The sequence below is a fragment of the Acinetobacter sp. GW821-FHT01C12 genome, from assembly GCF_059422625.1.
Window position 1 is genome coordinate 1,169,356 of sequence record NZ_JBWKXD010000001.1, and the last position, 18,490, is coordinate 1,187,845.

Here is an 18,490-nt window from a genome sequence, read left to right on the forward strand (position 1 = left end):
CTTTTTTTCATACACTTTGTTTTTACTTCATACAGGTTGGATCAGTAAACAGCAATGCTACTGCTATATTACTGTTTACTGATCGATAAAACCTAGACTATTGCATTTTCACATCTTGGTTCACACCAAGTTTTTGGCTCACAGCTTCACCTAAGCCATTCCCCATTTCTGAACCTAAACGGCCTAGAACGGAGTCAAATGGGCTACGCTCAACTGTATAATTGACTGTCTTTTTCACTTTTAATTCGCGTTTCAATGTTTCAATATTTCCTGCTTTATCTGCGATACCCAATTTAATAGCTTGGTCACCTGTCCAGAATAAGCCAGAGAAAATCGCTGGATCTTTCGATTTTAGCTTTTCACCACGACCTTGTTTCACAGCGTCGATAAAGTGATCATGGACATTGTCCAATAAAGCTTGAATATGCGCACGTTGTTCTGGATTAATCGGCTTGGTCATACTGAGTATGTCCTTATTGCTTCCCGAAGTCATGGTGCGGTCTTCAACACCTAATTTTTGGGCTAAACCATTTACACCATAATTCGGCATAATCACACCGATTGACCCCACCAAACTCGATGGATTCACCCAAATTTCGTCTGCTGCTGATGCAATATAGTAAGCACCTGAAGCGCCCATATCACCAATCACAGCATAGACTTTTTTCTCTGGATTTTGTTTTTTAAGGTACTGAATCTCTTGCCAAATATCATCAGACTGAACTGGTGATCCACCCGGTGAGTTCACATTCAATACAACAGCTTTAGCAGACTTTGCTTCAAAGGCTTTCTTTAATGATTTAATCGTATCAGTACTATTTACGCCTTGACTACTTGAATCAATCGTACCAACAATATTGACGACGCCCAAATGATTCTCTGAGGTTATTGTTCCATCATCTGAACCAGATAATGAACAACTCTTACCCAGTGCAACTAAGACAAATAGAATATAAAGAAAAGTGAGTATTTTAAAAAAGATCCCCCAACGACGAGTACGACGTTGCTCTTCAACTGAAGCAAGCACAGCTTTCTCTAAGATCTTCCATTCCTGTCCTGTAGGCTGTTGACCCGCAGAGGAATTCAAATTTGTATTGTCATTTTGAGGTTTCGGCGGCCAATCTGACATTTATACCATCCAAATTAATTATTCATGCTTCATTATATACACGGAATCCGTATAATCTATTTAATCATTACGATTTAACTTATAATAATTAGCTAAATCTCACCATTACTTAACTTCTGCATTAATTTTAGATCCAGATGACTGATAAACATAAGACTACAACTTCGCGACTCCTCAATTTTTTCAGTCGACTGCCGATCCCAATCGCGCGCTTTATCGCGCGTATTTTGGCAGGACTGGTCAATTTATTACATATCACAAAAACATCTGAAACCATTCGTCTAAATATTGAAATTTGCTTTCCAGATCTTGATAAACCTAAACGCGAGAAAATTACAGAACAGGCTATTCGTAACGAACTCCAATCTTATATGGAGTTCTTTACGGTTTGGGGTAGTTCCAATCAAAAAAATATCGATCGTATTCATCATGTTGAAGGTGAAAACTATTTTCATGAGGCCATTGCTGCAAAAAAAGGCCTCGTACTAATCGTGCCTCATTTTGGTACTTGGGAAATTATGAATGCATGGTTTGCCCAATATACCCAAATGACCATTATGTATGAACCGATTAAGGATGAGAGTGCGGATCGTTTTGTACGTGCAGCGCGAAGTCGTGAAAATGCCAGCTTAGTTCCAACAGATGAATCTGGTGTACGACAAATATTTAGGGCGTTAAAACAAGGTGGTACAACCGTGATTTTGCCTGACCATTCACCTCACCAAGGTGGAGAACTGATTAAATATTTTGGAATTCCGCTCTCCTCAAGTAATTTAAGTGCCAAACTGATCCAAAAGACCAAATCCAAAGCACTTTTCTTATATGCAATCCGAAACGACAATCAGGGTTTTGATATGGTGGTTCAGCCGATTGATGAAAAGATCTATCAGGTGGATGCCAATCAAGGTACGCATATGATTTACACTGCACTGGAAAAATTAATCTGCCAATACCCAGAACATTATCACTGGAGTTATAAACGCTTTAAAGCTCATCCAAAACTTAAACAGATTTATAATGTTTCCAATAAAGAAGCCATGGAAATGGTCAATTCAGTCCGCAATGATGCGATCACGGAAAGTGAGCCACTTTAAAGTTTGGCGATAACCAGTCACCTCTATCTGCCCTTGCGGATTTAGTTTAAATTGAATAGAACCTTGTTCTATCGTGGTTTTGACTGGAATGTTCAACACGTCTAACCGTTTCAATACAATCGGATGTGGATGGCCATAACGGTTGGCATATCCAGCCGATACAATCACAAGTTTAGGTTGTAACTGCTCTAAAAAGGCATAAGAAGAACTATTTTTACTGCCATGATGACCTAGTACTAAGACATCGACCTTTAAATCGGGATATTGTGTTAACAAATTAAATTCTGTTTCCCAACCAGCATCCCCCATCAATAAAAAGTTTTGATATGACTTTGACCGAGGGACTTGGATATAGATCACACAAGACAGTTCATTTCGATCATAGGCAGCTTTACTTAGGCTATTTTTAGTAGGCGCTAAGACGGAAATTCGAACATCTTCATATTGCCAATATTGTCCTTGATGGCAATAGTCAAAATCATGCAGGTTAAAACGTGCATCTGTTTCATTTGAATAGACTTTGTTTATTTTGATCACTTTCTCTATTTCTGCAAATGCACCACTATGGTCTTGATCTAAATGCGTCAAAACTACCTGATCCAATTGAGCAATCCCTTGTCGCATCAGATATGGAATGATGACATTTTTACCGATACTAAATCTTGCTTCATCAAATGAACCGCCTGTATCAATCAGCATTTTATGTTGGGGGAGGTTTAAAAAAATGGCCTGCCCTTGCCCGACATCTATGATATCCAGTTGAAAGATTGCAGAACTCTTATGCGAGATCACTAAGGGGATTAAACAAAGTATTGCCCAAAATTTTGGCAGTACACCTTTGGGCAAAAATAAAATAAAAGCAGCCAAAGCGATGCAAACAATTTCTAGCGAATTAAATGCCCACCAATTCAGTTTAAAATTGAGCAGCTGATTTAATCTTTCCAGTAGGTACAGCAATATAGACAATAAAAGATCAGAAATTTTAAAGAGCCATAATCCTAAAGGTTCAAACAGCATACTTATACATGCGGCCAAAACTTCAATGGGAACAATCAGTGCACCGATCATTGGAATTGCAAGCAAATTGCTCAAGGGTGTAATCCACGAAAATTGTTGAAAAATCCACAGCACCACTGGCAGTAATGCAATAAATATTTTCCATTGGGAATCAATCAATACCCGTATAAATAGCTTGGCCTTGGTCTTCCATGTCTCTACAGTTGGGAGAGCATGTTGTTGAACTGTTTGATAGACGCGAATCAAAATAAAACAGGAACCAAAGGACAGCCAAAAAGCAGAAGATAAAATACTAAAAGGATCAAGCAGCAATAAAATACTGGCCGTCAATAATAAATGTTTAAGTGGTTGGATTTTTTGCTTGAATAAAATAATAACGCTTAGAATTGAGACTGTTAGCATGGTTCTTAATGCAGGAATTTCAAAACCAACAAAAGCACTATAAAACACCACACAGGCTAAAAATGGATAAACCAATAAATAAGGTTGTGGAATATTCAAAAAAATCTGTGGATAAACTTTTTTAATGATTGAATTAAATAGAAAGCAAAACAATGTTGCAAAAATTAATACGTGCGGCCCAGAGATTGCAAGTAAATGGGAAATACCCATGGTCTTAAACAGGTCTTGAGTTTCATTTGCCAAGAGACTTTCATCCCCTGTCAATAATGCGAGGACTAAACCCTTATTTTTTAATGAAGAATCAGCAATTAAATCGCGAAACTTTAAACGTAAGTTCTCGATACTAAGTTGAATTCTATATCGCACGCTATTTTGTTGCTCAACAAAGCTGCTATAGCCCAATTGCTTCACTTGATTTTCATCGATATGTTCAACCGACTGGGGCTTGAATACAGCCAGAATATTTTCTTGTAGAAACCATTTTTCTTTATCAAACACCCCAGCTACAGCATAACCATGAATCGGTTTGATGTGCCCTGTGACCCGATAATATTGTCCCAGCTGGATCAGCTCAGACTGTGAGCCATCCAGATACATCAACATTTGTCTGACTTTGTTGGGTTCGAGTAGCAATACTTTTTGTTGGATACGCTGTTGAGCTTTTGGCAATTGAGTATTGGGGGATGTGTCTGTTTGCTTAATGCTATTTATGTTAGAAATATAAATAATTTTTTCAATTTGATGAGGTGGTGTATCACGTAAATTTAATCTTTTTTCGAGTGCGGAATCTGCATAATAAAAACCAAGGAGACCACTTGATATCCCCACTACACTAAGAGAAACCAACTTAAATACAACAGAATTGATCAAGCTATCGTTTAAGCATCGACATACACATAGCACAAGACTTAATACTAAGCTGATCCAGATCAAGAGATTTAAATAAGCGGGTGAATAATATCCCATAAACGAGATACCCAATATCCATCCGATTAAAGCAATGTACATATACATAGTTTTCTATTTATTGTTTTCAGTGTTTATTTATTGATTAAGCCCAATCGGATTGGGCTTAAGTTTAAAAATTATACATCAATTCAGCATGATATCATCAAAATAAATGCTGACTTAACCATCGATCCAGATACCATCTTGCATATGTAGGATTCTATCTGCTGATTTTGCCAGTTGCTCATCATGTGTCACAATCAACATAGCCATATTAAATTCCTCACGCAAATCACGCAGTAATTCAAAAATAGATTTTGCTGTTTTGCGATCTAAATTCCCTGTCGGCTCATCGGCTAACATCAACTTCGGTTGTGTGACCAAGGCACGTGCTAAAGCCACACGTTGACGTTCACCCCCCGATAGCTCACCAGGTTGATGCGTTAAACGATGTGATAATCCAACCCGTTCAAGCAAATATTCAGCACGTTCTTTAACCTTTTTATATTCGGCATCTTTTCTTAACATCAACGGCATCGCGACATTTTCAAGCGCAGTAAATTCAGGCAATAAATGATGAAACTGATAAACGAAACCTAAATGTTCATTGCGTAAAAATCCTCGTTCAGCTTCACCTAAGTTATCAAAACGTTTGCCATTTAAATTGACAAGACCTTGAGTAGGACGATCGAGTCCACCCAGAATATGCAAGAGTGTACTTTTACCTGAACCACTTGAACCCACGATAGAGACAAACTCACCTTGCGCGACTTGCAAAGATAAACCTGTAATCACGTCTACATGTGACTTGCCATCCGTAAACGACTTATAGATATTTTGTGCCTCTAAAACCACTGGACTTTGTGTAGCACTATTCATAACGAAGCGCCTCCGCAGGTTGAATTTTAGCCGCTCGCAATGCAGGATAAATGGTTGCAATAAAACTTAAACCCAAGGACAAGCTGACAATCACCACTACATCTTGCCATCTTAAATAAGAAGGTAAGTAGTTGATAAAATAAGCATCGAATAAATGTAATCCAAATGCAGTATTCAACCAGCCAATAAAATTACTGATTCCTAATGCAGAGATAATTCCCAAAATTGCACCAGCAACCGTTCCAACCACACCAATCACAGTCCCTTGCACCATAAAAATGCGGGTAATTGTTGCTGGTGATGCACCTAATGTTCTTAGAATCGCGATGTCTGATTTTTTATCCGTCACAACCATGACCAATGAAGACACAATATTAAATGCAGCAACAAGCACGATGAGGAATAACAATAGACTGACCATTGCCTTTTCCATTTGGATTGCACTGAATAAATTACCATGCGTATAGGTCCAATCTGAGGCATAGAAACCGCTCGGTAACTCACGAACAATTTCATTGGCAACCTGTGGCGCTTGGAAAATATCATCCAGTTTCATACGCACACCTTGCGCACCGTCAGGTAGACGTAATAGTGTAGATGCATCATTAAGTGCGATGTAACCTAAACTCGAATCAACTTCTGCACCTATACTAAAAATACCAACAATTTTAAAACGTTTAAAACGTGGTACAACGCCTGCAGGCGAAGGGGTTGCTTCAGGTAAAACCAAGGTAACATTGTCATTTAGACCAAGGCCTAACGCATCAGTCATTTGTTTGCCTAGAACAATGCCATATTCACCTTTTTTTAGTTGATCTATGCTACCTTCCACCATATGATTTTGGATAATTGAAACCTTCTTTTCATACTGAGGTTCAATACCGGTCACCATGATCCCAGCGACTTGTCCTTGTGCGGTAAGCATACCTTGTAGTTGTGTAAATGGAGCAACACCAGTTACATGCTTATGTTGTTCAATTTTATTTGCAAGCACAGGCCAGTCTGTTAGAATTTGTGTTGAAGAAACAGTGGCTTGAGGTATCATACCTAAAACACGGTTCTTTAACTCTCGGTCAAAACCATTCATAACAGATAAAACTGTAATCAGTACAGCAACCCCTAAGGTTAGACCGATCATGGAAACCAAAGCGATAAAAGAAATAAAGTGATTACTACGCCGTGCGCGAGTGTATCTCAACCCTATATACAGCGAGATTGGTTTAAACATACCATTCTAGTCCGAGGTGTTTTATGGAAGCGTTACAGCATCAAAATGAAGCAAATGAACGTCGTGTCATGTCACGAATCGATGCTGCGTTAAGGATCAACTATCAAATCATTTCTGAAGAAGTTGCGCTGAACGATCCATATGATGCTAATTTTGTATTACCGCGCTATTTTCTACTACTTGCAGAATTAGATCAATTTGATCATGCACTTCACTACGAATTAGAACAATTAAATGAAAAAGATCAACAAATTGCTCGAATCTTATCCTTATTCAACCAAAAGTTAAACCTTATTACTGGTTCTCTTTACGATTCTATTGTACAAACCATGTTACCAACGCCACAAAAAGTCAATTTTTCTGAAAGTGGCTTCAGTTTTACCAGTCAACAATACCTGAAACAAGGTAGCTTTATTCATGTCACTCTGAGTCATCCTGAAAATTTCTTCCATATTGCAGCAACGGCACAAATTGCGTACTCGGAACCTGCTGAAAATGAGCAATATCGTGTAGGTGCTTACTTCATTACCTTGCATCCACAAGATAAAGTCAAACTGGCTGAATGTATTCAACAAAACATCACCCTACAGAATAATTGATATTGCGCATATGGACTCTACTTTATTCGCTTTTGCCTTGATTGCCTTTGGTATGGCACTCACCCCTGGCCCAAATATGATTTATCTGATCTCAAGGTCCTTGTGTCAGGGTAAAACTGCGGGGATGGTTTCATTGGGCGGCACGGCACTCGGTTTTGTATTTTATATGCTGTGTGCTGCTTTTGGGATCACCGCTTTATTAATGACGATTCCAGTTGCATACGATGTTTTAAAAATTGCTGGTGCGCTCTACTTGATTTATCTTGGCTGGAAAGCAATTCGCTCTCCTCACTCGCCTTTTGAGATTGCCAGTCAACAGTCTTATTCTAATTCAAAACTATTTTTGATGGGCTTTTTGACCAATCTACTCAATCCTAAAATTGCGATGATGTACTTAGCTTTGCTGCCACAATTTATCAAACCACACCAAGGCGATGTTCTAGTGCAAACGCTGAGTTTAGGTTTTGTGCAAATTGTGATTAGTCTACTCGTCAACATGCTGTTGATTTTTACTGCCAGTTCATTTACCCAATTTTTAAATCGTCACGCACTTTGGTTAAAAGTACAAAAATGGTTTATGGGTACGGTGTTTTTTGGCTTAGCAACACAAATCATGCTGAGCTCCAAAAGATAAAACCAAGCAACCCAATATAAATTTAAAATTTTTCAATAAGATGTAGCCGAACCAGCTATATAGTAATACGCATCAACGTATATCCAATGATATCCATCTTAGCTACACCCATAAAAAAACGACTCAAAGTGGAGTATTTACTTTGAGTCAAATAGGGTCTGTTGACAATTCGTCTATGTTTGCGACTACGTGTGTTTTTTAGGCGATACTAGGCGCGAGATACGAAATTTAGTCATTCTAAATGATGAGAAACATCGTTTCGCAAGGTAACGACGTAGCGGCAAAAAACACGCTAGTCCCCCGCTGCGCCTTGCACTGCAAACAAAGCAGTGCTTTGTTCTTGCTCAGGGTTGTGGCTAAAATTATCTCAGACTACGTTATGAAACTCGAAAATAGTCTCGCTATTCTCTTCGTTTCATGCCTTGCCTGCTTAATTTTAACCTACAACGCAAGCCATTTATGAAATGTCTACAGACCCTGTACTAATTTAAAAAGTTTCTTTTTGATAAGCAATTATTCTGCCAACTTATGAATTCGCTTGGCATAACTTGAATGGGCAGAATGATCAAGCTTAGTTAAAATACCATCATCCCCCAAGATACGACGTGCACCTGTTTGCGCCCATTGTGGTAATAAAGCATAAGCACTATGTACTGTTTGCAAGTAATCAGGTACCGCAATAAATAACCGTGGCTTAATTAAAGCACTCACAACTGCATCGGCAACCTGTTGTGGTGTCACAGCTGGAATCGTTTTTGCCGCATTTTCAGTCCCAACGGTAAGCTCTGTTAGCACTTTACTGGGTAAAATTGCCGTGAACTGAATAGCAGAATCACGAAACTCACCTGCAACTGCTTCGGTGAGACCAATCACAGCAAATTTAGTCCCTGAATAAACCGCAGAACCTGGTAAAGCAAAGCGCCCTGCAAGTGATGCGATATTAACAATATGGCCTTGTTTATATTTAAGCAATTCAGGAAGTGCCAATTGCATACCAATGATAACACCACGAAAGTTAATATCAATTTGTGCATCTGCTAAAGCGGGATCTTCATCCAGAAAAGCCCCCATCGGCATAATCCCAGCATTATTCACTAAAGCATAAAGACTGCCATAATGTTGAATGGTGTTTTGAATAAATTGGGCAAATGATTCACGATCACGCACATCCACTTTAAAAGCTTTTGCACCAATACGTTGTGCTTCTTTTTCAGCAAGTGCTAAATCGAGATCACCGATACTGACTTTTGCGCCTTGTGCAATTAAAGCTTCCGCGGTAGCTAAACCAATACCACGTGCGGCACCAGTAATCGCAATCACTTTGTCTTTTAATTTTTGTTTTTTAAACATTGCGTTATCCTTTATTTAAAATCTTGGTAAATTTCATATCCATCCTCTTTATTTAGGTTTGAATATGATGAAAGTTAAAATCTCTTTCTCATACAACATCTTCTTGCTTTAAGCTTGTGCTTGGTTCAGGTTGATGATCAATCAGATACTCAGCTAAATTAAAATGTTTCATCTTTTCTCGGAGTTTATAGGTTGACCATGGCCAAACTGTACTGTTACGTCCATTGCGATCAATAAAATAGCTTTGACATCCACCCTTATTCCATACTGTGGTTTGCAAAGCTGCTTGGACTTTTTCATTAAAAATTTTGGTGATTTTGGGATTTGGTTCAATGGTCTTTATGCCCAATTGAATTGCCTGTTTCAAAGCATCGATAATGTAATCAAGCTGAGCTTCAATGATAATAAATGCTGAGGAACTCACAGCGACATTAGGACCAAACATCAAAAAACCATTTGGACAATTTTCTACCATTGTCCCCATATAGCCCTCAGGACTCCCCTGCCAAACATCAGACATACGCTGTCCAAAACGGTTATAGACACGATTGGCAATGGGTGGTTCTGCAATCTCAAAGCCTGTACCCAGAATAATCACGTCAGCTTCACAATGTTCACCATTACTAGCAATTAAAGTATTCCCTTTAATTTCAGATAAACCGCTGGCAATCACCTCAACATTTTTTTGTACTAAAGCGGGATACCAATTGTTGGATTGCAAAATACGTTTACAACCAATAATAAAATTGGGGGTTAATTTTTCTCGTAGGTGCGGATTTTTAATATGGTAATTTAAATGCCATTTGGCTAATTTTTGGAATTGCTTCATTGCTGCAGGACTTTGAATTCCACCGTTTATCGTTTCAAAAATTCCATAGACTGAGCCTCGCATCAGCTGTTGGGTCAGCGGTAACAGCTTAAACATGGCACGAACAGGTGCAAGTAATGGCATGTCTGACTTTGGCAAAATCCATTGTGCAGTACGTTGAAAGATCGTCAGTTGTTTAACTTGAGGTTGAATCTGCGGTACAAACTGGATAGCAGAAGCACCTGTACCAATCACCGCAACTCGTTGAGCTGTTAAGTCCAAATCATGCCGCCATTGTGAAGAATGGAAAATTTCTCCTTTAAAGCTTTCAATACCTTTAACATCAGGCAATACAGGTTCATGCATAGGACCACAAGCAAGAATTGCAAATTGAGAGCGCAACTTGCCCTGTTCGGTTTGGATAATCCAGCAATTTTCCACATCGGACCACTGTGCTTGTAAAGCTTCACGATTCAAATGCACATGTGGCATGACCTTGTACTTATCGACCACATCAAATAAATATTGTTTAATTTCTTTTTGCTGTGCAAAGACCCGTGACCATGCTGGATTTTGTTCAAAAGAGTATGAATAGAGTGCCGATGGTACATCACAGGCACAACCCGGATAGGTATTTTCACGCCAGACCCCGCCCATTTCAGCAGCCTTTTCCAGCAATATAAAATCTTCAATCCCCGCTTGTTTTAATTTGATTGCAGCACCAAGACCAGCAAAACCACCACCCACGATAATCACTTTATAAAAGTTTTTATCTTTGGTACTTTTTTTCATTTGTTCCATGTTGAAAATCGCTTAGAATATAAACAATAGGAATACAATGTCAAAAACGGAATGACTTGTCAATTTCCATTGTTTAACAATTTTGAATATTTATTTGGTATTCTTTGCCTATGAATGAACCAACTTTAACTCGTGCAGAACGTCAACGTATCCAATTACAAGCTGATATTTTAGAAGCTGCGTTTTTAGAATTTTCTGAGCGTGGATACCATCAAACAGCGATTTCAGATATAGCCAAACGCTTAGGCATTGGTCATGGTACTTTTTATCGCCATTTTGAAAATAAACGTGATATCTTGCAGCATGTTATTTCCGATACCATGCAAAAAATCATGGCATTACTTACTGGTGAAAATGCACCTCAAGCAGTGAATAATATTGAAGAATACCGTGAACAATGTCAGCGAATTTCTGAACGCTTCCGTCTTTTTGCACAAGAGAATCCCCTAACTCTAAAATTATTATTACTTGAAGCAACCTCAATAGATGCTGAAATGACCAGATTTATTCAAAACTTGATGCAAATGGCGGGTATTTTTACTGCCAACTATTTAAAGCATGGGGTAGATTCTGGCTTTTTTCGTGAGAATTTAGATTGTGAAAATACGGGGCATAATATCATTGGGATGATTACCAATGGGGCTTTACGCTTTTTAGCCAACCCTGAAGATCTTAAAGGTTTAAAAAACTACGGCGATTCGATTATTGAATTAATCATTGGCGGAGTTGCTAAGCCATCAGCCTGATTTATAGCAATCAACAGGATATAAATTAAACTGTTTTCTTTATCTCATTCAATCCTACGGGTTATGGTTATGTTGTGAAGATGAATGTCTCCCTTGGATGAAGATATAGCCTCAACAGAGTTTTTTACTTTTCATCCTAAGATTGAAATAGTACTTAAATTTACTCAAAAACTGCCCATAACCAAAATTATGGGCAGTTTTTAATGAGATAAAATATTAGGCTTCTTTCATAAGTCCTTTTTAAAACCATAAATCAATATAAAATCCCCCTCATCCTAGCCTTCTCCCAGAGGGAGAAGGAACTTTCAATACCAATATGATTCACTCCACATGATCATTTTTTGATTTATGAAATATCTTTATTGAAGATAAGTTTGCATTTTTAAATGCTATTTTTTATAACGAATACAATTACGTCCATCTTTCTTTGCCAGATATAAATATTCATCAGCAGCTTTAAACACCTTATGGATGTCGGTAGAAATTTCAGGCCAATGTGCTATTCCTATCGACACAGTAATCGCAGGTATTTCTCCGATTGGCGTTACTTCTAATGCTTGCCTAATCCGTTCTGCAATATTAATAGTTAAATTTTGGCTATCAATAGGACTTAAAATTACAAATTCTTCCCCACCAATCCGACAACAAACATCAATACTTCTGACACAATCTTTAATATTTTGTGCAGTCTTGGTCAGGACCAAGTCGCCTTTTTCATGTCCATATTGATCATTAATTTTTTTAAAATAATCGATATCCACAGCAATAATTGCAAATGGTGCGTTATTTTTCATTAAGCGCTCAATATGTAACTCCATCCCTCTACGGTTATAAAATCCTGTTAACGGATCTGTATTTACATAATGATTGAGTGTAGATATTTTTTTCTTAAAATTTGAAGAGCTCTGTAACAGTGAGCGTTTAAAATTTCTCACCTCATAATATAAGGCATCTACATTTTTAATTTGAGTTGCGGTCTCTGGATTATTGAGATGGCTCGCCATGGTTGCTAAGCGGTTTAATGGTGCTGAGATATAATATGATATCTTCCAAATAATCAAAAAGATTAAAATATAAAAACCAAGCATATAAGCAATAATTTTATAAATCAGATATGGAACTTTTTCTAAAAGCTTATGGGTTGGTTGTTGTGAAACAATGATCCAGTTGGTATGACTTACTCTGGCAAAACCCGCTAAATTATCCACACCTTTACTATTGATCAGTCTTATTTTTCCAATCATATGAGTGGACATATAGTTAAGGCCGGTATTGTCTGTTGCAAGAGTACCGATTCGACTCGCATCGGGATGAAAAATAATTTTTCTATTGCTATCCAATACATACATATAACTGTCTTTATAGTTAAAGCTCAGTGTTAATAATTCGTTAATGATATTTTTTTCTTTTAAATAAATTGCCCCACCAATAAAGCCCAGATACTTTTTGTTTTTATCAAAAATAGGCTGTGAAATAAAAACAATTAAATTGTTTTTGATTGAGTAATATGGGCTTGTGATCACCGTGTTTTGCGTTTCAATGGATTGTTTAAACCCAAGTGTTGTATTCACCACATTTTTATTAATGGCAATTTTTGACGGTGAATAATTCAGTACATGCCCGTATTTATCTGAAATAATCACACTATCAAAGTAATTCGATTGAAATTTAAGTCGGTCTACTTCTGACTGTTTAAATTGCTCATCATTAAATGAATCCCCCAGCAAAGTGGCACTATAATTTAACTGCTTTAACACAGTCTGAATTTGAGAATCCGTTTTTTGAGCAATCTTAGTGGCATATTCCATATTTACTGAAAGAGAAGTATCTAATAGTTCTTTTTTTTGAATAGAATAATTCACGAAAAGTGAAGCAATAAATAGAATGGCGATGCTGAATATTGCTAAAAAAAGAATAAGTTTTCTCAGATTTAACTTTAAACAAAATATGAGTTTTTTCAGTTTCATGAGGTCATTTGCAAAACAGCATTTGATTGAATTTTATTCTTTTTTACTTAGTATTACTACAATATTTTTATCATTGTTTAATTTATTTTCATGATTTTTAAATAGTTTCCCTTCACATAATTTTTAAGAAAATTTCTTGAAGATAATCATCTGGCTTTGGTCAATGGTGTTTTAGCGACTTTAAATCAGTATATAAACCATGCGAAAGTGTGCAAATGACGAATATATTGTCCGATAAAAATAAACTGAATATGCTATAAATTAAACCAAAAAAATACCAGTATTATTTTATTTCCCCATGGCTATATGCCTTTACTATAGGCACTACAGATATCATGAGGCTAACTAAAAATTGCTTGAAGTTGCACATCATTTTAGAGTATTTCGGAAGTCATATTTTCTATTGAGTGAAATGCTTAAAATGATTTAAATCACACCATTATCTTTATTTTAACTGTTCCACCTTAGGAAAATTTAGGGAAAAATAAATAGAAAATGCACATGAATAAGAATTATTTTACTGAATTGATGTATGCGCCTTTGAACAGACTATTTTGATCATGTTGTCTTCTAAAAATGATACTCTCGCCAACCGTATCTGACAGTTATCCATTTTATCGTATATCTGTCAGATTAAAGCTATATTTGGCTTTTAAGGATCACAAACCATCTTTGCTCTGTTTACATCCGATCACCATAATACTCGTAATAATATCACCTGGACCCGTCAGTGCTGTGATATTACAAAGGTATTGAGCATGCTCTTGTACGGCATTTTGATAGTACCCTGTTGGACGATATTGATTTTCATAAATAGCGCCAACAACCCCTAGTCCGCCGGTTTGGCCCACTACACGCTGACCTGCATATTCAGTTCCCGTTTGTACAAATTGCTGTACGACACGTTGTGAAACTATCGAATTTTCCCACATTGCAGAGCCGCCTAATTTACTCGCGGGGACGCGATAAGTTGGTGAGCCAAAGATTCCGATTGCTTTATTTACATGTTGCCCAACCAATTTATCAGCAGCCTGTTGTACAGGATTAGGTGTTGAAACACAGCCTGTGAGTAACAAGCCGAATGTAAATACAGCCCAAATAGCTGCAGCTCTATGTTTACCCCCTCTATTCTGGTGTTGTCGGCTATTCCTTGTACTAGTTGTCAATTGTTGTTTACTGATCATAAGAAAGTTTCCTTTTGCTTACGTTTGTGATTTATCTACTCTAAAACCAATAAAATTTTTTATAAAATACTTCGATGCTTTAGGCATCATGAGCAATCACAAATTATGGATCAAGATAATATTCAGCCCGCACATTGCCTTGTTCCAACTCATAAGCGCGTTCAGCCACACGTTCAAGCGACTGTCGGTCACAATCCAATGCGGTCAAGTTTTTACCCGAAGGTTTAACTGCATTTCCATCATCAAATGCAGCTTGATCACATTGATCATCTTTAAAATTTTGCAAAGATCGCCACTCTGCTTGAGCATCAGTTAATCTGCTTTGTTGATATGCTGAGAGCTTAGGTGCTAGTTTTTTTACCGCCTGATTTAATCTTTCATTCTGACCTAAATGCTCTGCACTGATACACAGTTGCTTGTTCCCTGTGGTTTTTGCTGTATTTATACAGCTTTGGTAGGTTTTTGAGTATTGCAATGTCGGTGCAGCTGATAACAAAGTCGCAAAGCTACATAAGCTACCAATGCTCAAAATATAGATGTACTTTGAGTATATTTTATTCATATTCTTAACTACTTTCTAAAAAGGTTTATTGCAAAAGTGTCTATAATTTATTCACATACTAGCTATACTTTATAGTTTAATTCATGTGAAATTAAAACCATAAAAAGGCAAATACTTTACAAAATTTAAGACATTTTGTTCAGGCTATATTTAGGTTTATCCATACAATTCGACCTTGCTAAAATTAAGGCTATGAATTTTTATTACATTGCATGTTGAACGAGAACAAAGTTTTTCTTTGCTTAAAGCACAAGTAGTAGCTTAAGGTTAGAATGTGTTTCTATAGTCAACCTGTTAGAAAAACTCAGACGTATAAATATAATTTCTATTAATTAATTTTTTAATTAAATCAATTGTATGGAAAAATAAATTATTTGATTGTAAGAAGGCTTACAATGCCACACCTTACTTTCAAAGTTTAAATACCCTTGCGTAGGCGATGCCTCACTTTTCTTAGGAATGCCAAACCTTGCGCTGCAAACAAAGCTGTGCTTTTTTTTGCTCATGTTGGGCAGGGGTAGAATATCCATCTAGGATTCAAAATTACAAAAAAATGAATTGATAACCAACAGTTTCTAAAAGTTCACACAAAAACATAATCCTCTTTTATCAACAAAGGTTTGATAGAAATAATTTGTATGAACAATGAGGTGGTTTGACTACTCTATCTAATTAACAGCACAAATCTATATACAAAATAAGGCAGTACAAAGTTGATGCTAAGATGAACTCAGATTTTTGAAATGCTATTACTGTGCAATACAAGACGCTATATAAGATAACTATTATTCAATAGATTCTGTAAAATTCACTATTTAAATAGACCGTTAAAATACATTTTAAACAGATAAAAAATGACCTTAGCGAAGATACGCTAAGGTCACGTTTACAACAAATAAATTAGCCTGGGAAAATACCGCGTTCCATACGTGCTTTTAAGATACGCTCACAACCTAAAATAAAGGCAGCCGTTCTTAAACTACATACTTTGTCATTTGCAGTCTGCCATACGTCATTAATCGCTTGAACCATTAATTTATCGAGTCTTTGGTTGATTTCTTCTTCCGACCAGAAGTAGCTCGACATATCTTGAACCCATTCAAAATAACTGACCGTTACACCACCAGCATTACAAATCACATCAGGTACAACCGTGATACCACGTTGGATTAAGATATCATCTGCTTCTGGATAAGTTGGACCGTTTGCACCTTCAAGTACCAATTTCGCTGTTAATTTCTGTGCGCGTTCAACCGTGATTTGACCTTCCAATGCGGCAGGAATCAAGATATCCATTTCAACATCCCAGAAATCCTCATCGCTAATCGCTTGAGCACCCACAAAGCCACCCACACCTTGATTGCTTTCTAGATAGGTTTTTAAAGCTGCTAAATCAATACCTTGAGGGTTGTAAATCGTCCCTGTATGGTCTTGAATCGTTACAATAATAGATTTTGAATCGGCAAATAGATATGCAGCTTCACTACCAACGTTACCAAAACCTTGGACAGCAACTCGTGCACCCTCTAAAGGAAGTTTAATTTTTGCAGCAACTTGTTGACCAGTAATAAATACACCACGACCTGTTGCTTTAATGCGTCCTAAAGAACCACCTAAATGAATTGGCTTACCTGTAACAACACCTGTTACGGTATGGCCTTGACCCGAAGAATATGTATCCATAATCCAGCCCATAACGTTAGGATTGGTACCAACATCCGGCGCTGGAATATCTTTTTGTGGGCCAATGATATGGCTAATTTCACTGGTATAACGACGTGTTAAGCGCTCTAACTCACGAGGAGAAAGCTGACGAGGATCAACACGAACACCACCTTTTGCACCGCCAAAAGGTAGATTTAAAACCGCAGTTTTAATGGTCATCCATGCAGAAAGTGCCATCACTTCATTGAGATCTACATCTGGATGGTAACGAATACCACCCTTACCTGGACCACGCGATAAGTTATGTTGAACGCGATAGCCTTCGAAATGACGGATTGTGCCATCATCCATCACAATCGGCACATCGACAATCAAAGCACGTTTTGGTCGCTTTAACGTGTCGACATAATCTTTCAGATGTTCTAAATATGGTGTAACTCGCTCGATTTGTTCGAGGTAGGTAGACCATGGACCGTTATTTTGAGAGATATAAGATAAATTAGACATACTTTGCTTATCCTTTTGATGAAGTCACTTGAATCATCAATCAAATATGTAGTTAAAAATGATATAAGCGGCTAATTTGGCAGTTCTGTTGTCCAAATCAAACCGCGGATTACATTCAGCCACATCAAAAACTTTGATCTTGCCAGTTTTTTTAATGGCTTCTAATAATGGGTCAAAAATAGATAAATCGATTCCTTTCACCGCAGGTGCGCTGACACCCGGCGCAATGCTAGCGTTAAATACATCAAGGTCAACCGTAATATACAAATAGTCTACTTTTTTAATAAAATTATTTATTCTTAAGATTAAATTTTCAACATTTTGCAGTTTTAATTCATAATCGTAAATATAATTACAGTTTAAACGCTCTGCTGTATCAAACAAAATTTTAGTATTTGAATGCTTGGCAACGCCGATACACATGTAGTTAAATTCTTGATGAAACTGTTCTGATAGTTTAGCTGCATTTAAAAAAGGTGTGCCTGAAGTGACCTGTTCAGCTTCACGCAAATCAAAGTGTGCATCGAAGTTAATAATGCCGATTTTCTTATTCAGATGATTATTTTGAATGTATTGAAATAAGCCAGAAAAACTGCCAAAGGCAACTTCATGCCCACCGCCTAACACAATCGGTTTCATATCGGAATTTAAACTACGTTCGACTTGATGCGCCAATTCTGCCTGTGCTATTTCAAGTTCAGCATGATCACAAAGCACAGTGCCTAAATCGATAATCGTCACAGGTTGATGTACAGGTAAATTTGCCAATTGCGCACGAATCATATCTGGTGCATCAGCTGCACCTAAGCGTCCATGATTGCGTTTAACACCTTCATCTGAACTAAAGCCAATAAAAGCAAAAGATGCCTGATGACTGGTATTGATCACTTGATGGAGACGAAGATGAGCATCACCTTCCCCATCTTGTCGTCCTTGCCACTTAAATGAATGATTCATTATTAATATCACT

The 18,490-nt window shown here is 37.3% G+C and carries 15 protein-coding genes; 4 read left to right on the forward strand and 11 right to left on the reverse strand.

Annotated features, from left to right (window positions below):
- Window positions 1-97: 97 nt before the first annotated feature.
- Window positions 98-1,129 carry a signal peptide peptidase SppA gene (sppA, locus tag AC07WY_RS05565; RefSeq protein ID WP_419336220.1) on the reverse strand — a complete coding sequence of 344 codons (1,032 nt, stop codon included), beginning with the start codon at window positions 1,127-1,129 and terminating at the stop codon, window positions 98-100.
- 137 nt (window positions 1,130-1,266) lie between these two features.
- Here sppA and AC07WY_RS05570 point away from each other — a divergent pair, with 137 nt between their 5' ends.
- Complete coding sequence (locus AC07WY_RS05570; protein ID WP_494735903.1) at window positions 1,267-2,223, forward strand: lysophospholipid acyltransferase family protein; 957 nt, start codon at window positions 1,267-1,269, stop codon at window positions 2,221-2,223.
- Here the strand turns inward: AC07WY_RS05570 and AC07WY_RS05575 are convergent.
- From AC07WY_RS05575 to AC07WY_RS05585, 3 genes are all read right to left on the reverse strand, one after another.
- Entirely contained in the window at window positions 2,182-4,650 is a 2,469-nt protein-coding gene (locus tag AC07WY_RS05575) for a DNA internalization-related competence protein ComEC/Rec2 (RefSeq protein ID WP_494735904.1), read from the reverse strand. The genes AC07WY_RS05570 and AC07WY_RS05575 overlap by 42 nt on opposite strands.
- Before the next feature lie 120 nt (window positions 4,651-4,770).
- Entirely contained in the window at window positions 4,771-5,469 is a 699-nt protein-coding gene (gene lolD, locus AC07WY_RS05580; RefSeq protein ID WP_004721773.1) for a lipoprotein-releasing ABC transporter ATP-binding protein LolD, read from the reverse strand.
- Window positions 5,462-6,697: a lipoprotein-releasing ABC transporter permease subunit gene (locus tag AC07WY_RS05585; RefSeq protein WP_494735905.1), complete on the reverse strand. Its 1,236-nt coding sequence runs from the start codon at window positions 6,695-6,697 to the stop codon at window positions 5,462-5,464. The genes lolD and AC07WY_RS05585 overlap by 8 nt, the downstream gene beginning before the upstream one ends.
- Before the next feature lie 23 nt (window positions 6,698-6,720).
- On the opposite strand from AC07WY_RS05585, the gene AC07WY_RS05590 reads away from it, so the two are divergent.
- The gene (locus tag AC07WY_RS05590; protein ID WP_004721776.1) at window positions 6,721-7,296 is read left to right on the forward strand and encodes a PilZ domain-containing protein; all 576 of its coding nucleotides are present in this window, start codon (window positions 6,721-6,723) and stop codon (window positions 7,294-7,296) included.
- 10 nt (window positions 7,297-7,306) lie between these two features.
- Window positions 7,307-7,930: a LysE family translocator gene (locus tag AC07WY_RS05595; protein ID WP_262085561.1), complete on the forward strand. Its 624-nt coding sequence runs from the start codon at window positions 7,307-7,309 to the stop codon at window positions 7,928-7,930.
- A 513-nt stretch (window positions 7,931-8,443) separates the two neighbouring features.
- On the opposite strand, the gene AC07WY_RS05600 is transcribed toward AC07WY_RS05595, so the two are convergent.
- Both AC07WY_RS05600 and AC07WY_RS05605 read right to left on the reverse strand, forming a co-directional pair.
- On the reverse strand, window positions 8,444-9,280 hold the full coding sequence (locus AC07WY_RS05600) for an SDR family oxidoreductase (RefSeq protein WP_262085560.1): 837 nt from the start codon (window positions 9,278-9,280) through the stop codon (window positions 8,444-8,446).
- An 88-nt stretch (window positions 9,281-9,368) separates the two neighbouring features.
- On the reverse strand, window positions 9,369-10,889 hold the full coding sequence (locus AC07WY_RS05605; RefSeq protein ID WP_494735906.1) for a flavin-containing monooxygenase: 1,521 nt from the start codon (window positions 10,887-10,889) through the stop codon (window positions 9,369-9,371).
- A 110-nt stretch (window positions 10,890-10,999) separates the two neighbouring features.
- On the opposite strand from AC07WY_RS05605, the gene AC07WY_RS05610 reads away from it, so the two are divergent.
- Window positions 11,000-11,635: a TetR/AcrR family transcriptional regulator gene (locus AC07WY_RS05610; RefSeq protein WP_004820248.1), complete on the forward strand. Its 636-nt coding sequence runs from the start codon at window positions 11,000-11,002 to the stop codon at window positions 11,633-11,635.
- 389 nt (window positions 11,636-12,024) lie between these two features.
- Here the strand turns inward: AC07WY_RS05610 and AC07WY_RS05615 are convergent, their stop codons facing one another.
- The 5 genes from AC07WY_RS05615 to hutG all read right to left on the reverse strand — a co-directional run bounded on the left by AC07WY_RS05615 (window position 12,025) and on the right by hutG (window position 18,477).
- Window positions 12,025-13,602, reverse strand: coding sequence for a sensor domain-containing diguanylate cyclase (locus AC07WY_RS05615; RefSeq protein ID WP_262085556.1), 1,578 nt, complete (start codon window positions 13,600-13,602; stop codon window positions 12,025-12,027).
- Window positions 13,603-14,261: 659 nt separating this feature from the next.
- Complete coding sequence (locus AC07WY_RS05620) at window positions 14,262-14,786, reverse strand: hypothetical protein (RefSeq protein ID WP_494735907.1); 525 nt, start codon at window positions 14,784-14,786, stop codon at window positions 14,262-14,264.
- Between the two features lie 103 nt (window positions 14,787-14,889).
- Window positions 14,890-15,348: a lysozyme inhibitor LprI family protein gene (locus tag AC07WY_RS05625; protein ID WP_494735908.1), complete on the reverse strand. Its 459-nt coding sequence runs from the start codon at window positions 15,346-15,348 to the stop codon at window positions 14,890-14,892.
- Window positions 15,349-16,248: 900 nt separating this feature from the next.
- Entirely contained in the window at window positions 16,249-17,520 is a 1,272-nt protein-coding gene (locus AC07WY_RS05630; RefSeq protein ID WP_494735909.1) for a Glu/Leu/Phe/Val family dehydrogenase, read from the reverse strand.
- 36 nt (window positions 17,521-17,556) lie between these two features.
- Entirely contained in the window at window positions 17,557-18,477 is a 921-nt protein-coding gene (hutG, locus tag AC07WY_RS05635) for a formimidoylglutamase (protein WP_244015557.1), read from the reverse strand.
- Between the last annotated feature and the right edge of the window lie 13 nt (window positions 18,478-18,490).

Bases quoted from the DNA above. Each gene is read 5' to 3' on its own strand.
- sppA (WP_419336220.1), bottom strand. From the start codon at position 1,129: ATGTCAGATTGGCCGCCGAAACCTCAAAATGACAATACAAATTTGAAT.
- AC07WY_RS05625 (WP_494735908.1), bottom strand. From the start codon at position 15,348: ATGAATAAAATATACTCAAAGTACATCTATATTTTGAGCATTGGTAGC.
- AC07WY_RS05620 (WP_494735907.1), bottom strand. From the start codon at position 14,786: ATGATCAGTAAACAACAATTGACAACTAGTACAAGGAATAGCCGACAA.
- AC07WY_RS05590 (WP_004721776.1), top strand. From the start codon at position 6,721: ATGGAAGCGTTACAGCATCAAAATGAAGCAAATGAACGTCGTGTCATG.
- AC07WY_RS05605 (WP_494735906.1), bottom strand. From the start codon at position 10,889: ATGGAACAAATGAAAAAAAGTACCAAAGATAAAAACTTTTATAAAGTG.
- AC07WY_RS05615 (WP_262085556.1), bottom strand. From the start codon at position 13,602: ATGAAACTGAAAAAACTCATATTTTGTTTAAAGTTAAATCTGAGAAAA.
- AC07WY_RS05575 (WP_494735904.1), bottom strand. From the start codon at position 4,650: ATGTACATTGCTTTAATCGGATGGATATTGGGTATCTCGTTTATGGGA.
- AC07WY_RS05630 (WP_494735909.1), bottom strand. From the start codon at position 17,520: ATGTCTAATTTATCTTATATCTCTCAAAATAACGGTCCATGGTCTACC.
- AC07WY_RS05585 (WP_494735905.1), bottom strand. From the start codon at position 6,697: ATGTTTAAACCAATCTCGCTGTATATAGGGTTGAGATACACTCGCGCA.
- AC07WY_RS05600 (WP_262085560.1), bottom strand. From the start codon at position 9,280: ATGTTTAAAAAACAAAAATTAAAAGACAAAGTGATTGCGATTACTGGT.
- hutG (WP_244015557.1), bottom strand. From the start codon at position 18,477: ATGAATCATTCATTTAAGTGGCAAGGACGACAAGATGGGGAAGGTGAT.
- AC07WY_RS05610 (WP_004820248.1), top strand. From the start codon at position 11,000: ATGAATGAACCAACTTTAACTCGTGCAGAACGTCAACGTATCCAATTA.
- lolD (WP_004721773.1), bottom strand. From the start codon at position 5,469: ATGAATAGTGCTACACAAAGTCCAGTGGTTTTAGAGGCACAAAATATC.
- AC07WY_RS05595 (WP_262085561.1), top strand. From the start codon at position 7,307: ATGGACTCTACTTTATTCGCTTTTGCCTTGATTGCCTTTGGTATGGCA.
- AC07WY_RS05570 (WP_494735903.1), top strand. From the start codon at position 1,267: ATGACTGATAAACATAAGACTACAACTTCGCGACTCCTCAATTTTTTC.